Genomic DNA, 14,558 nt, shown 5'->3' with positions numbered 1-14,558 from the left:
AAAACGAGGGACGGTGAATCATGAACGAACAGGACGCAAAGCAGAGATATGAGGCATACATCATCACGGCCGAGGAGCTTGCCGCCCGCCTCGGCGGCAAGCAGGCCATGCCAGATGAGATGCGCACCGACGCGCATCTCATCTGCAACACGCCTGCCGCCATCGACTTCAATTCGCCGGGCGCGCAGGGCTTTGGCGTCAAGCGCGCGGGGCTCAGCGTGCCGGGCAGCATCATGCTGCTCGTCTCGCCCGGTTGCTGCGGCCGCAACACGGCGGCGCTCTCGGGCAGTGGCCATTACGGCGAGCGCTTCGCCTACCTCGCCCTCGACGAGACGGACATCGTCACAGGCAGCCACCTGACGAAGATTCCCGAGGCCGTCCGCGCCTTTGTCGCCAGCCGGGCGGAGCGCCCCTCTGTCGTCATGATCTGCCTGACCTGCGTCGACGCGCTGCTCGGCACGGACATGGAGCGCGTCTGCCGCAAGGCTGAAGCAGCTGTCGGCCTGCCCGTTCGCCCCTGTTACATGTACGCGCTGACGCGCGAGAGCCAGCATCCGCCGATGCAGGCCGTGCGCGAGACGATCTACGGCCTATTGCAGCCGCGCCGAAAAGATCCGCGCCAGGCCAATCTTCTCGGCTTCTTCACGCCCGTCGCGGCAGACTCCGAACTCTTCTCACTCCTCGAGCGTGCGGGCATCCGCAAGGTCGCCGAGCTCGCCCGCTGCCAGACATACGGCGACTTTGAAGCGCTGGCCGCGGCCAACTTCAATCTCGTGCTCGCCGACGAGGCGATGAGCGCCGCCCTCGCCCTCGAGAAGCGTATCGGCATCCCCGCCATACGCCTTCGCCGCCTCTACGCGACCGACAAGATCGCAAACCAGTACAGGGCACTCGCGCACATCCTCGGCTTGGGAGCAGAGGCTATCGCCTTGGAGAACGAGCGCGAGCGCGCCGAGCAGGCCGCTGCCGACTTCTGCGCGCAGTACGGCAAGAAGGCGGTCATCGCCATCGGCAGCCGGCTCAATGCCAATCCCTTCGAGCTCGCCTTGGCACTCGTGCGCCGCGGCCTCGCCGTCCGCGAGCTCTTCGCCGTGCCGACCGCTGCCGACGCATTCTACATCCGCCAGCTCGCAAAACTCGCACCCGCAACGCGCATCTACTCCACGCTGGAGCCGGCCATGCTGCACTACCGGGAGGACGCCGCCGTATCACTTGCCATCGGCGCAGATGCCTGCGCGCTCCACCCCCATGCCAAGAAATTGCCGTGGAACGACGCTGTGCAGCCCTTCGGCTACCAGGCCGCCCAAGCTCTCTTTGAAAATATGAAGAATGCTATGCGTCAGGAGAGCTCAGGCACGGCAGAGAAAAAAGTTGAGGCGGAGACTGATGACCCGCATCGCCCCGTCTCCCCCATGCCAAAGCTCTCGCTCGCCCTGCCGCCGTTCGCGCCGGACACAGCTGGCGCTGCCTCGGTGCTCTACCCGCTCGGCGGCATGACAGTCATCGTCGATGCAGGCGGCTGCGCGGGCAACATCTGCGGCTTCGACGAGCCGCGCTGGCAGGAGGGCGGCGCGCCCTCGGCCGTGTTCAGCGCGGGCCTGCGCGACATGGACGCCATCATGGGGCGCGACGAGCACCTCGTCGAGAAGGTGCGCGCGGCAGCAACCTGCCTGCCCGTCTCCTTCATCGGGCTCGTCGGCACGCCCGTGCCCGCCATCATCGCGACCGACTTCCGCGCGCTCTGCCGCATGATCGAGAAGAATACATCTCTGCCCGCCATTGCCGTGCGCACGGATGGCACCCACCTCTACGACAGAGGAGCCGGGGCCGCCTACGATGCACTCGTGCGGGAATTTGCGGGTGCGCTGCCCGCCGACGCGCCTCGCTCCGGCCTCGGCGTGCTCGGCCTGACGCCGCTCGACTTCTCGAAAGGCGAGCGTCAAGCCCTTCGGGAGACGCTGTGCCGGGATGCGGACGGGCCTGTCCTCTTTTTCGACAAGCTCGAAGACTTCCAGCAGGCCGCGAAGCTCCAAAGCATTCTCACCGTCTCGCCAAGCGGTCTCAAGGCGGCGCGCCGCCTCGGGCGCCAAGCCGGCATCCCCGTCAGAGCCGAGCTGCCGCCCGCCTTTATCCGCAAGGCATTTGCGACGCTGCTGGCCCGTCTCGACAGCGTGATGGATAGTGACGCACACAGGGAAATCCTTATCGTGCACCAGCAGGTCCTCGCCAATGCACTGCGCCGCGCCATCTGCCAGCGCTTCCCCGAGCTACCCGGAAGGGCTTTGACTGTCGGCACCTTCTTTGCGCTTGACCGCGCCTTAGCGCAGCCAGGAGACTGCTACTTCCGCGCGGAGCAGGAGTTTCACCGCTATCTGCAGGCGCATCCAGAAGCCGTCGTCATCGGCGACAGGCTGCTCGCGCGCGCCGTGCCGGAGGATTTCGGCGGCGCCGTCATCGACCTGCCGCACTTCGCCCTTTCAGGGCGCAATACCACAGTGAATACAGCAAGCAAGGATAGAGAGCTATGAAACGTTTGAACATCAAGATCTACGGCATCGTGCAGGGCGTCGGCTTCCGCCCCTTCATGAGCCGACTGGCCGACGCCTGCCGGATACGCGGTACGGTCTGCAACAAAGGCCCCTATGTCGAAGTCTTCGCCGAGGGCAGGGACGCATCATTGCAGCAATTCGTCGCGGGCATCCCGGAACAAGCACCGGAGCGCGCGGCCATCCTCAAGGTCGACGTGCACGATGTGACCGATGACAATGCCGCGCCTTACGAGGATTTTTCCATCATCGAGAGTGCCAAGGAGCGCGGCGACATCTTCGTCTCGCCCGACATCGCGACGTGCGACAAGTGCCGCGCGGAGCTCTTCGACCCGCACGACCGCCGCTACCTGCACCCCTTCATCAACTGCACGGCCTGCGGCCCGCGGCTGACCATCCTCGAGGCCATGCCGTACGACCGCGAGCGCACGAGCATGAAGGAATTCCCGATGTGCAAGGCCTGCCACGAGGAGTACATCTCACCCGAGAGCCGCCGCTACGATGCGCAGCCCGTCTGCTGCAACGACTGCGGCCCCGAGGTCTACCTGCTCGGCCATGAGGCGGTGCGAGGGGCCGCTGCCATCAAGGAAGTGCGCCGCGTCCTCGCTGCGGGCGGCATCGCGGCCATCAAGGGCATCGGCGGCTTCCACCTCGCCTGCGATGCGACGAGTGAAGAAACCGTGAAGCGGCTACGCGCGCTCAAGCACCGCCCGCAGAAGCCGTTCGCCGTCATGATGCGCGACGAGGAGGCCGTGCGGAGTGCCTGCCATCTCGAACCCGGCGAAGCAGCGATGATGACGGGCCACCAGAAGCCCATCCTGCTGCTGCGCCGCCACAAGGACAGCCCGCTCGCGCCGAGCGTCGCACCCGGCAATCCCAAGGTCGGCGTCATGCTGCCGTACGCGCCGGTGCAGATGCTGATCTTCGACTACCCTGGGGACACGTCAGAGGTGCCCGCCATGCTTGTCATGACGAGCGGCAACCCCTCGGGCGCGCCCATCTGCCACAACGACGAAGAGGCGCTAGAGACGCTCGCTCCGCTCTGCGACGTCATCCTCTCGCACGACCGCCGCATCCGCCTGCGCGCCGATGACTCTGTCATGGACTGGTTTGAGGGAAAGCCCTACATGATCCGCCGCAGCCGCGGCTTTGCACCGCTGCCCTTCATGCTCAGCGCACCGCTCAAAGGGCAGGTGCTCGGCATCGGCGGCGAGCTCAAGAACACCTTCTGCCTCGCTAGCAACCATCTCTTCTACCCCTCGCCTTACATCGGCGACATGAGCGACCTGCGCACGGTGCTCGCGCTCAAGGACTCCGTCCAGCTCATGGAATCCCTGCTCGAGAACAAGCCTGCGGCCATCGCCTGCGACCTGCACCCGCGCTACAACACCACTACCGTCGCGGAAGCGCTCGCCAAGGAAGCCGGGGTGCCGCTCCTGAAGGTCCAGCATCACTACGCGCACATCCTCTCCTGCATGGTCGAGAACGACTGGCAGGGGCCCGTCATCGGCGTCTCGTTCGACGGTACGGGCTACGGCACAGACGGCACGATCTGGGGCGGCGAGTTCCTGCTCTCGGACTACAGGGGTTTCGAGCGCCTCGGCTCGATTGAGCCCTTCCAGCAGGCCGGCGGCGACCGCGCCTCGCGCGAAGGCTGGCGCATCGCCGTCAGCCTTCTGAGGGACAGCCTGATCAGAGAGAGGCAGGGCAGTAGCCCAGCAGATATCGATGCAGCCTGGAAGGAGCAGTGCCTCTCGCTCGGCCTCTGCGACGAGAAGGAATTCGCCGCGCAGTCCTTCATGCTGCAGCACCGCGTCAACTGCATCGAGTCGACGAGCGCCGGGCGCCTCTTCGACGGCGTCAGCGCCCTCCTGGGCCTGCGCCACAGTGCCACCTTCGAGGGCGAGGCCTCGATGGCCCTGCAGTTTGCGGCCGAACGCGGGGAGGGCTCAGCGGAGGACCTCCACTACACGCTGCACGAGGCAGCAGACGGCCGCTTCCTGCTGCCGACGACAGCGCTCTTCGCCGAGTTAACTGCCCTGCACCAGGAGGGCAGCCCGGACGAAGCGCTCGCCTACCACTTCCACGATGCGCTCGCCGCAATGATTGGCGCAGGCTGCGAGACAGCGCGCCAGCAGACAGGCGTCACCACCGTCTCCCTTAGCGGCGGCGTCTTCCAGAACACCCTGCTGACGCGCCTGACAAAGGAGCGCCTCGAGCGCGCGGGCTTCCGCGTGCTGCTGCACAGCCTGCTGCCGCCCAATGACGGCGGCATCTGCGTCGGCCAGGCCGCCTTTGCCATGTACGCCCTGCAAGAAAGCTGATTCTATTTTATCGGATTGATACGAAAGGAGTCTTATCATGTGTGTCGGTTTACCCGCTAAAGTCGTGCGCATCCAGGATGGCATGGCCCTCGTCGACGCCTCCGGCGCCCGCCGCGAAGTCTCGGCAGAGCTGCTCTCTGACATCGACCCCGGCGACTACGTCATGGTCCACGCTGGTCTTGCCATCGCCAAAATCACCGCAGAGGACGCAGAAGAGACGGACGAGGTCCTGCGCGATGTGGAGGACGCCGAATGAATACCGCTATCGAAAAGGCCCGCGCCATCATCACGGGATACCGCGGACCGAAGATCCGCATTATGGAAGTCTGCGGCACTCACACGCACGAGATCTTCCGCCTCGGCATCCGCAGCCTGCTGCCCGAGAATGTCGAGCTCATCTCGGGGCCGGGCTGTCCCGTCTGCGTGACGCCCGTCTCCTACATCGATGAGGCAATTTTCCTTGCCGAAGAGCGCCATGCCACCATCTGCACCTTCGGCGACCTCGTGCGCGTGCCGGGCACGGCTGGCAGTCTCGCCGAGGCGCGCAGCCGCGGCGCCCGCGTCCAGGTCGTCTACACGCCGCTCGACGCCGTCGCCTACGCAAAGGAGCATCCCGGAGAGGAAGTCGTCTTCCTCTCCGTCGGCTTCGAGACGACGACACCGGCCGCCTGCCTGGCACTCAAGCGCGCCGAAGCGCAGGGCCTCGCGAACTTCTCGCTGCTGACGGCCAACAAGACGATGCCAGCCGCCTACGAGGCGATGGCCAGCCACACGGACGCCTACCTCTATCCCGGCCACGTCTGTGCCATCACGGGCACAAGCCTGCCAGAAGCCCTGACGCAACAAGGCATCTCGGGCGTCGTCGCCGGCTTCACGGCCAGCGAACTCTTGGCGGCCCTAGCCGTCATCCTCGAGCGCTCGCGCACGGGCAAGACATTCTTTGCCAACTGCTACCCGCGCGTCGTGCGCCCCGAGGGCAATCCAGCTGCCCGGGCGCTCGTCGCGCAGTTCATGGAGCCATGCGACGCCGAGTGGCGCGGCCTCGGCGTGCTCGAGGCGAGCGGCCTGCAGCTCCGCGCCGCCTTTGCTGCCCGCGATGCCAGAGTACGCTTCTCCATTCCCGAGATTGCGGGCCGCGAGCGCCCCGCCTGCCACTGCGGCGCCATCCTGCAGGGCCTCGAGAAACCGACAGACTGCCCGCTCTACAGCACGGCCTGCACGCCAGACCACCCCATCGGCGCCTGCATGGTCTCGCGCGAAGGTGCCTGCTCGGCCTACTATCTCTACGGAGGACTTGGGAGGAATTTTGCATGACAACAGACGATATGCACAGCGACAGGGATGCCTGCATCACGCTGGCTCACGGCGCCGGCGGCCGCCAGACGGCAGCGCTCATCGCGCGCGTCTTTGCGCGCCACTTCAAGAACCCCGACTTCACCGCCGACGATGCGGCCATCCTGCCCGTCGGCTCCTTTGCCGCGGGCAAGGCCGCCTTCACGACGGACGGCTTCATCGTCTCGCCCTGGCAGTTCCCCGGCGGCAACATCGGCAAGCTCAGCATCTGCGGCACGGTCAACGATCTCGCCTGCATGGGCGCTGTGCCGCGCTATCTCTCCTGCGCCTTCCAGATTGAGGAGGGCTTTCCCATGCGGGACCTCGAAGCCATCGCCGCCGCGATGGCCAAGACGGCCAAGACGGCCGGCGTCCGCATCGTCGCGGGCGACACGAAAGTCGCCGGGCGCGGACAGGTCGACAAGGTCTTCATCACGACGACGGGCATCGGCGAGTGCATGGAGGACGCTCATCCCTCCGGTTCGCGCGCCGAAGCGGGCGATGCCATCATCGTCACGGGCGACATCGGCCGCCATGGGGCCGCCATTCTCGTCGCGCGCCGCGACTTCGCCATCGACGCCGCCATCACGAGCGACTGCGCGCCGCTCGCCGCTGCCGTCAAGGCCATGTTCGACGCCGTCCCCGACAAAGCCGCCATCCACGCGATACGCGATGCGACGCGCGGCGGCGTCGGCACCGTCCTGCACGAGATTGCTGCCGAGAGCCATGTCGGCATCGAACTTTCGGCCGCTGCCATCCCAGTCGCGCCCGAAGTGCGCGGCGTCTGCGGCCTGCTCGGCCTCGAGCCGCTCTACCTCGCCTGCGAGGGGCGCCTCGTCATCTTCGCGCCACAGGCCATCGCGCCAACGCTCGTCGAAGTCCTCCGCACCCTGCCCGACTCGCGCCAGGCCGCCGTCATCGGCAGAGTCACGCCGGATTTCTCGGGCCGGGTCGTCCTGAACACCGAGATCGGCACGAAGACCCTGCTGCCCGAGCCATCGGGAGAACTGCTGCCGCGCATCTGCTGATGGATTCCCTGATACTTGCTGACAGATTGAGGTGACCGCCATGCTCAAACGGATTTTCCCCCTGCCCGGCCCTTTGCCCGAAAGCGCGGTCTGCGTGCCGATCGGCAGGGCCGGCTTCCCCGCGCCTTTCCCGCACGGGCTCGAGTACTCGCCGCCCTGCCGCGGCACCTGGAACATCGTCCACACCGGCATGCTCATCCCCGAAGCCCACCAGATCTTTATCTGCGCCTCCGGCTGCCTGCGCGGCGTCGTCCTGACGGCCGCCGAGATGGGTCTTATGGGGCGATTCTCGTCGATTGAATTGCGCGAATCCGACCTCACGGGCCGCGACAACGAGCAGCTCATCCTCGCAGGCGTCGCAGACATCCTCGCACACCTGCCCGAAAAGCCGCGCGCCGTCCTGCTCTTCCCCGCCTGCGTCCACCACTTCCTCGGCTGCAACCTGCGCTACGTCTACCGCGAACTCCGCCGGCGCCATCCGGGCATCGACTTCGCCGAATGCTTCATGGACCCCATACGCCAGACACGCCACCTGACCCCGGAGGAGCGCCTGCGCCGCGCGATCGGCCGCCTGCTGCCAGAGCTTCCGAAAAAGAAGCAGGCCTCCTTCTTCGGAAACAACCTCAGGGCACCCGCCGAACACGATGCCGCCCGCCTGTTGCGAAAGAACGGCTGGGCCGTGCGCGATATGGCGGACTGCGCGAGTTACGACGAGTTCCGGGAGCTCGGCGCCTCCTCGCTCCAGCTCTTCACGAATCCATTCAGCCTGCCCGCCGTGCGCGACCTCGAGGAGCGCTTGCAGCAGGACTACTTCTACCTGCCGCAGGTCTGGAACGAAAATGCGATTGAACGGCTCTTGCTGCAGCTTGCCGAGCGCCTCGGCGCCAAGGCCCCCGACTGCACAGAAGCACGCCAGAGGGCCGAGCAGGCGCTAGGCGAGGCACAAGACCTCATCAGCCAGACGCCAATTGCCATCGACCTGACGTTCACCTTCCGCCCGCTCTCGCTCGCCTGCCTGCTGCTGCGCCACGGCTTCCATGTCACCAAGATCTACGCCGACGCCATCAGCCCCGAAGAAGAAGCTGACTTCCGCGATCTGCAGGAACATCACGGTGATATCGAGCTCTGGCCGACAAAGGCACCGCTGCTGCGCGAGCTGTCGCGCCCCGTGCATGCAGAGGGAGCACCGGCCTGCCTGGCCCTCGGGCAGAAAGCCGCCTTCTTCCAGAACACGCCACATTTCGTCAACATGGTCGAGGGCGGCGGCCGCTGGGGCTTCTCTGCCATCGAGGCACTGGCCCATGATATGATTGCCGCCTACCGGACGCCCAAGGACATCGAGGCAAATGTCCGGCGCAAGGGATTAGGAGGCCCTTCCCTGCTATGAAACACGTTGCCCGCATCCTCTCGACATACTCTGCCGACACCTTCGGCGTCTGCTCCGCCCTCTACGAGCTCGGTGGCATGATCGTCATCCACGACCCGTCGGGCTGCAACTCGACGTACACGACGCACGACGAGCCGCGCTGGTTTGCAGAGCCGAGCCAAATCTTCATCTCCGCCCTGACCGAGCAGGACGCCATCCTCGGCAATGACAGCAGGCTTATCGCCGACATCACGGCCGCTGCCCAAGAGCTGCAGCCACGCTTTATCTGCCTGATTCCCTCGCAGATCGCCCACATGATTGCCACGGACTGCCGCGCCATCTGCCGCATCCTCGAGAAGAAGACGGGCATCCCCGCCTTCACGCTGCCGACGAACAGCATGCACTACTACGAGCGCGGCATCTTCTTTGCGCTACAGAAGCTAGCCGAACTGGCCTGCCAAGCACTGCCGGAAGCGGCTACCCCCAAGCGCCTTCCAGAAGCCAAATGGCTCAGCGAAGAAGAGCTCCACAAGCTCCGCCAGAAGAAAGGCAAGGCCCTGCGCGTCAACGTGCTCGGCGCCACACCGCTCGACTTTGCCATGAATGGCAGCATCGATTCCATGCGCCACTGGCTCGAAGCGCGCGGCTGTCATCTCGCAAGCTGCTGGGCCATGGGCTCCGACCTCGACACCATCCTCGCCTCCCGCGACGCCGACCTCGACCTCGTCGTCAGCTATGGCGGCCTCGGCGCCGCGCGCGTCCTGCGCGAACGCGTCGGCATTCCCTACCGCATCGGCATCCCCTTCCCCAATCGCACGGCCCCCAGCGATGACGTTGCCTGCCGAGACGAGAAGACAGCCTGTATCATCGGCGAAACCATCTTCGCCGAGTCATTAGCGCGCGCCCTAGAAGAGGCCACCGGACAGCCCTTCACCGCCATCGTGCCGATGGAGACAGACGAAGAGCTCCTGCTGCCCGGCACTCTCTGCCTGACCGACGAAGACGAGCTCTCCCCCGTCCTGCGCGAGGCCGCGCTGATCATCGCCGACCCGCTCTACCAGCCCATCTGCCCCGCAGGCGCAGCTTTCCTCTCTCTGCCACATATCGCCTTCTCGGGCCGCCTCTACGAAAAGACCATCCCCAATCTCATCGAAGAAGAAGCGTTCACCGACTTCGTCCAAAAAGTCCAGAAAAACCTGGGCAAACTCCCGCAGAATCGAGTATAATAGAGAGTACATTAACCGAAACTATTTCTCATTTTCAAAGGAGTTCCCATGATATTGACCATCGCCCACACCTTCGCCTACGCGCTCATCCAGACGTTCGGCTTCTCCATCTTCACCCTCGCCCTGCAGCGCCTCGGACGACTCAAGCGCCTCTACCGCCTCAAGGCCTTCTTCTTCCTGGTGCTCATGAACGCTGCCGGCACCATGACATACGGCGAAGCCGCCTGGCAGCGCGTCACCACGCCCATCGCCGCCGCCCTCTTCCTCATCGGCATGGCCTTTTTCTTCGCCAGCCACCTCTACCTCGGCTGGAAGCGCCTCAGAAAATGATTTCTATAGTTTAGCTTCATAGTAAAATACTATTTACCATAAAAAGGAAGTATTTCACAGATTCCGAAATCCATGTCATAATGTACGTAAATAGAGTTTGTTGATATTCATAAACAATGATAATAAAAAGGGAGCGATACTTATGATGGATCTCTGGTTCAATCACGTGAAGAGCTATACGCAGGATATCCTGGCGGAGAATGCGGACAATCTGAAGCGGTTCGAAATTCGTCCTGGTGTCTACTCCAACGTAGATCCTGCTGACCTGCGCGATGTAAAGGCGGCGGATTTCGACTTGCTCGACAAGAACTGACCGACAGGCATCGATAGACAAGCGACGACAAAAAGCGGACCACATGCTCGATTGAGTATGTGGTCCGCTTTTTGCTGTGCCTGCATCAGCTGAACAGCGCGATCTGGTCGCTCTCACTCATGCCGTCGAGACAGCCGTGGCTGCGCAGGATCTCGATATTTGTCTTGGAGATGCCCGAGCGGCGGCGCAGGTCTTCGATAGAGGTGAAGGAACCATCCTTGCGCGCCTCGACGATGCCCTGGGCGGCCTTCTGGCCCATGCCGGCGAGGGCCGCAATCGGCGGCAAGAGTGCGTTGCCGTCAATGATGAACTTGTCGGCGCCGGAGCGGTAGAGGTCGACGCGCTCGCAGGAGTAACCGCGCAAGTACATCTCCCAGGCAAGTTGGAGGACGATGAGCGTGGCGTTCTGCTTGGCATCGAGCTTCTTCTCCTTGCCCATGGCCTCGAGCTCCTTGATCTGCTGGCCGACGTAGTCCTTGCCGCGCGCGACGACATTGGCGTCGAATTCGGCCGCGCGGATGGAAAAGTATGCCGCATAGTAGGCGAGCGGGTAATGGACTTTGCAGTAGGCAATGCGGTAGGCCATCATGACGTAAGCCGTCGCATGGGCGCGCGGGAAGAGGTACTTGATCTTCTGGCACGACTCAATGAACCACTCGGGGATGCCGCCCTTCCTGAGGATCTCGACGACATCCTCCGCGATGCCCTTGCCCTTGCGGACTTTCTCCATCGTCTTGAAGGAGAGCAGCGGGTCGATGCCGTTGTGGATGAGGTACATCATGATGTCGTCGCGCGCGGAAATGGCGTTCTTGATCGTGCACTGGCCGCTCCGGATGAGGTCCTGGGCGTTGCCGAGCCAGACATCCGTGCCGTGCGAGAAGCCGGAGATGCGCACGAGGTCCGAGAAGACGTCGGGCTGCGTGTCGTCGATCATCTGGCGCGTGAACGGCGTGCGGAACTCAGGGATGCCGAAGGTGCCGCTCGTCGCGCCGAGTTCCTCCGGCGTGACGCCGAGGGCCGTCGTCGAGTTGAAGATAGACATTGTGGCCTCATCGTCGAACGGGATGGTCTTCGGGTCGCGGTGCGTGAGGTCTTCGAGCATCTTGATGACGGTCGGATCATCGTGGCCGAGGATGTCGAGCTTGACGAGACGGCTGCTGATCGAGTGGTAATCGAAATGCGTCGTGATCGTGCCGCAGTTCATGTCGTTGGCCGGATGCTGGATTGGCGTGAAGAAGTGGACGTCCATGTTGCGCGGCACGACCATGATGCCGGCCGGATGCTGGCCCGTCGTCGACTTGACGCCCATGCAGCCATGGGCCATCTTGTCGATGTAGGAGATGTGCTTCTTGACGCCCTTCTCCTCGTAGAATTTCTTGACGTAGCCGAAGGCCGTCTTGTCGGCGACGGTCTGGATGGAGCCAGCGCGGTAGACGTTGTCCTTACCGAAGAGGATCTCCGTGTACTTGTGGGCAACGGGCTGATAGGCACCGGAGAAGTTCAGGTCGATGTCCGGGACCTTGTCGCCGTCGAAGCCGAGGAATACGGCGAACGGGATGTCGTGGCCGTCCTTGATGAGCGGCGTGCCGCAGACCGGGCAGACCTTGTCCGGCAGGTCGTAGCCGCAGCCGTAGGAGCCGTCGGTGATGAATTTGCTGTACTGGCAGTGCGGGCAGCGCCAGTGCGGCGGCAGCGGGTTGACCTCGGTGATGCCCGTCATCGTGGCGATGAAGGACGAGCCGACGGAGCCACGCGAGCCAACGAGGTAGCCATCGTCGTTCGATTTCTTGACGAGGCGCTGCGCGATGAGGTAGAGCACCGAGAAGCCGTGGCCGATGATGGGCTTGAGCTCCTGCTTGAGGCGGTCCTCGACGATTTTCGGCAGATTCTCGCCGTAGAGCTCGCGCGCCTTCTTGTAGGACATCTCGCGGATTTCCTCGTCAGCGCCCGGGATCTGCGGCGAGTAGAGATCATCCGGGATCGGCTTGAAGCGCTCGATCTGATCGGCGATCTTGCGCGGATTCGTCACGACAGCTTCATAGGCCGCTTCCTCGCCGAGGTATGAGAACTCCTGGAGCATCTCATCCGTCGTGCGCAGGTAGAGTGGCGGCTGCAGCTCGGCATCGTCAAAGCCCTTGCCCTTCATGAGGATGGCGCGGTAGATGCTGTCCTCGGGGTTGAGAAAGTGGACATCGCACGTCGCGACGAGCGGCTTGCCGAGCTTCCCCGCAATCTCGGCGACCTTGAGGTTGATCTGGATGAGGTCGTCATCCGTCTGGATCGCGGGGTACTTGTCGCTGCGCTTGAGGAAGTCGTTGTTGTGGATGGGCTGGATCTCGAGGTAATCGTAGAACGAGGCAATCTCCATGAGCTCCTCGTCCGTGCGCTGCTCCTCGATGGCGCGGATGAGCTCGCCGGCCTCGCAGGCGGAGCCGATGAGCAGGCCGCTCCTGTACTCCTCGATGATGTGCTTCGGCAGGCGCGGCTGGCGGTGGAAGTAGCGCAGATGCGCGAGCGAGACGAGCTGGTAGAGATTGCGCAGGCCGTTGGGATTCTTCGCGAGCATGATGATGTGGTTCGCACGCTTCTGCAAATGGTCCTGCTGCACGAGATAGCCCTCCATGCCGTAGATGACCTTGAGGTCGCTCTTGCAGCTGCTCAGGGCCTTGGCGGCGTCCGGGAAAGCCTGCACGACGCCGTGGTCCGTGACGGCTACGGCGGGCCAGCCCCAGCGGTCGGCCGTCTTGATGAGGTCTTTGACGGAGACAACGGCGTCCATGCTGCTCATCGTCGTGTGCGCGTGGAGCTCGACGCGCTTGACCTCGGCGTGGTCCTCGCGGCTCTTCTTCTCCTTCTTGGCGAGGCTGTTGACGAAAAGCACGTACTCGTTCATGAAAGTGTCGAAGCGCACGGAGCCCTGCACGCGCACGGCCATGCCTTCCTTGAGTGCGGCCATGACCTCGTCGCAGTCGGGCTCCGGTTCGCCGCTCTTGCGGCGGCGTCCCTTCGTGAAGAACTTCTTGCAGGCGATGCCGTCCGTCTCGTCTGAGATGCAGAAGGTCAGAAGCTTCGTGCCCGACTTGAACTCGAGCAGGCGGATGCCCGACCCAGGGCCCTCGCCGATCGTGCCCTCGACGACGACACTCTTGATCTCGCCGACGAGTTCGGTGATCTTATGCAGCGCACCCGAGACGCCGCGGCCAAAGATGAGATTGCCCCTGTCCTGCACGACGACCGGCTCATTCTCGTGGGCCGTATGATCCGAAGGCTTCACCGTCTTCTTCGCAGGCTTCGGCGCAGCCGCCTTAGACGCAGCAGCTTCATGGGCGGGAGCGGCCGCTTCATAGCGCGAAAGCGGTGCGCGCTCGTCTGCCGTGCTCGCTGTGCGGGCAAAGGTCGGCGCAGGAATGCCGCCCTCCTCCACTTCGCCTGCGGAGCGCTCTGCCGCTTCTTCAGCAACGCGGGCTTCCTTGGCGCGGCGGGCCTTCTCGTGCTGCAGTGCCTCAAGGTAATCGGGATTCTGGAAACTGTCGTCGACCTCGAGATTCTGCAGCACTTCCTCGCTGGCCTCGCACTCGACGTGGCAGCGGTAGCCGACCGCCTTCTCGATGATCTGGCTCATGACCTGCGTGACGGAATGCGCGCGCATGATCTCGCCGCCGAGCTCGCCCGGCACATCGATGAGGATGTGGCTGCCGTCGACCGTGTATTTCGAGCGCTTCAGGAGCTCGTAGACCGTCGGATTGCCCTCCGCCGTCTCGTAGACGAGCCTTGGCCAGATTTTCGCGAGAGCGTCCTCGATGTTGACGACATCCTGGTAGAAGACGACAGCGTCGAGCTGGCACTTCTTGGCGATCTGGTCGGCTGCCGATTCGAGCAGTGCTTCCGGCAGCAATGTCTGCGTGCTCAGCGCGATCTCCCAGCTGTTTGTGCGCGTGCAGACCTCGACGTGGCGGATCGTGGCCTCGCGCAGGAGTGCCTTATCCCCCTCTTCCAGCCGCATGCCCTGCACGAGCTGCCAGAACATATTCTTCCGACTCGGAACAATCCGGAATTTCTGCATCTGCTGCCATCCTTTCGCATGTATAGATAT

General features: G+C 63.9%; 10 protein-coding genes. 9 read left to right on the top strand and 1 reads right to left on the bottom strand.

Translation table 11 applies throughout. The features are described from left to right. The first annotated feature begins 20 nt into the window (after nucleotides 1-20). The 9 genes from B2X55_RS10215 (at nucleotide 21) to B2X55_RS10175 (ending at nucleotide 10,465) form a co-directional block, all read left to right on the top strand. Nucleotides 21-2,528: a nitrogenase component 1 gene (locus B2X55_RS10215; protein ID WP_286822034.1), complete on the top strand. Its 2,508-nt coding sequence runs from the start codon at nucleotides 21-23 to the stop codon at nucleotides 2,526-2,528. After that, nucleotides 2,525-4,870 (top strand): carbamoyltransferase HypF, encoded by a 2,346-nt coding sequence (hypF, locus tag B2X55_RS10210; protein WP_286822032.1) that lies wholly within the window; start codon nucleotides 2,525-2,527, stop codon nucleotides 4,868-4,870. The genes B2X55_RS10215 and hypF overlap by 4 nt, the downstream gene beginning before the upstream one ends. 37 nt (nucleotides 4,871-4,907) lie before the next feature. Next, nucleotides 4,908-5,126, top strand: a complete 219-nt coding sequence (locus B2X55_RS10205; protein ID WP_036374949.1) for a HypC/HybG/HupF family hydrogenase formation chaperone — start codon at nucleotides 4,908-4,910, stop codon at nucleotides 5,124-5,126. Beyond that, on the top strand, nucleotides 5,123-6,184 hold the full coding sequence (gene hypD / locus B2X55_RS10200; RefSeq protein WP_286822031.1) for a hydrogenase formation protein HypD: 1,062 nt from the start codon (nucleotides 5,123-5,125) through the stop codon (nucleotides 6,182-6,184). Before B2X55_RS10205 ends, hypD begins: the two co-directional genes overlap by 4 nt. Beyond that, nucleotides 6,181-7,230 (top strand): hydrogenase expression/formation protein HypE, encoded by a 1,050-nt coding sequence (gene hypE / locus B2X55_RS10195; RefSeq protein ID WP_286822030.1) that lies wholly within the window; start codon nucleotides 6,181-6,183, stop codon nucleotides 7,228-7,230. Before hypD ends, hypE begins: the two co-directional genes overlap by 4 nt. Nucleotides 7,231-7,270: 40 nt before the next feature. Then, complete coding sequence (locus B2X55_RS10190; RefSeq protein WP_286822029.1) at nucleotides 7,271-8,617, top strand: nitrogenase component 1; 1,347 nt, start codon at nucleotides 7,271-7,273, stop codon at nucleotides 8,615-8,617. Next, the gene (locus B2X55_RS10185) at nucleotides 8,614-9,822 is read left to right on the top strand and encodes a nitrogenase component 1 (protein WP_286822027.1); all 1,209 of its coding nucleotides are present in this window, start codon (nucleotides 8,614-8,616) and stop codon (nucleotides 9,820-9,822) included. The genes B2X55_RS10190 and B2X55_RS10185 overlap by 4 nt, the downstream gene beginning before the upstream one ends. Before the next feature lie 48 nt (nucleotides 9,823-9,870). Beyond that, nucleotides 9,871-10,152, top strand: a complete 282-nt coding sequence (locus B2X55_RS10180; protein ID WP_286822026.1) for a hypothetical protein — start codon at nucleotides 9,871-9,873, stop codon at nucleotides 10,150-10,152. Between the two features lie 142 nt (nucleotides 10,153-10,294). Next, a complete protein-coding gene (locus B2X55_RS10175; protein ID WP_286822025.1) occupies nucleotides 10,295-10,465 on the top strand; it encodes a hypothetical protein in 171 nt (56 codons plus the stop codon). A gap of 85 nt (nucleotides 10,466-10,550) precedes the next feature. Here B2X55_RS10175 and B2X55_RS10170 read toward each other — a convergent pair whose 3' ends face one another. After that, nucleotides 10,551-14,528: a PolC-type DNA polymerase III gene (locus B2X55_RS10170; protein WP_286822024.1), complete on the bottom strand. Its 3,978-nt coding sequence runs from the start codon at nucleotides 14,526-14,528 to the stop codon at nucleotides 10,551-10,553. Nucleotides 14,529-14,558 lie beyond the last annotated feature (30 nt).

The organism is Mitsuokella sp. UBA4253, from assembly GCF_002395285.1.
Classification (GTDB): Bacteria; Bacillota; Negativicutes; order Selenomonadales; family Selenomonadaceae; genus Mitsuokella; species Mitsuokella jalaludinii.
The sequence above is the reverse complement of the archived record's forward strand: the minus strand, read 5'-3'. Positions and strand labels throughout refer to the sequence as shown.

Excerpts from the sequence above, each read along its gene's own strand:
- hypD (WP_286822031.1), top strand. The coding sequence starts at position 5,123 with ATGAATACCGCTATCGAAAAGGCCCGCGCCATCATCACGGGATACCGC.
- B2X55_RS10175 (WP_286822025.1), top strand. The coding sequence starts at position 10,295 with ATGATGGATCTCTGGTTCAATCACGTGAAGAGCTATACGCAGGATATC.
- B2X55_RS10185 (WP_286822027.1), top strand. The coding sequence starts at position 8,614 with ATGAAACACGTTGCCCGCATCCTCTCGACATACTCTGCCGACACCTTC.
- B2X55_RS10170 (WP_286822024.1), bottom strand. The coding sequence starts at position 14,528 with ATGCAGAAATTCCGGATTGTTCCGAGTCGGAAGAATATGTTCTGGCAG.
- hypF (WP_286822032.1), top strand. The coding sequence starts at position 2,525 with ATGAAACGTTTGAACATCAAGATCTACGGCATCGTGCAGGGCGTCGGC.
- B2X55_RS10180 (WP_286822026.1), top strand. The coding sequence starts at position 9,871 with ATGATATTGACCATCGCCCACACCTTCGCCTACGCGCTCATCCAGACG.
- B2X55_RS10215 (WP_286822034.1), top strand. The coding sequence starts at position 21 with ATGAACGAACAGGACGCAAAGCAGAGATATGAGGCATACATCATCACG.
- B2X55_RS10190 (WP_286822029.1), top strand. The coding sequence starts at position 7,271 with ATGCTCAAACGGATTTTCCCCCTGCCCGGCCCTTTGCCCGAAAGCGCG.
- B2X55_RS10205 (WP_036374949.1), top strand. The coding sequence starts at position 4,908 with ATGTGTGTCGGTTTACCCGCTAAAGTCGTGCGCATCCAGGATGGCATG.
- hypE (WP_286822030.1), top strand. The coding sequence starts at position 6,181 with ATGACAACAGACGATATGCACAGCGACAGGGATGCCTGCATCACGCTG.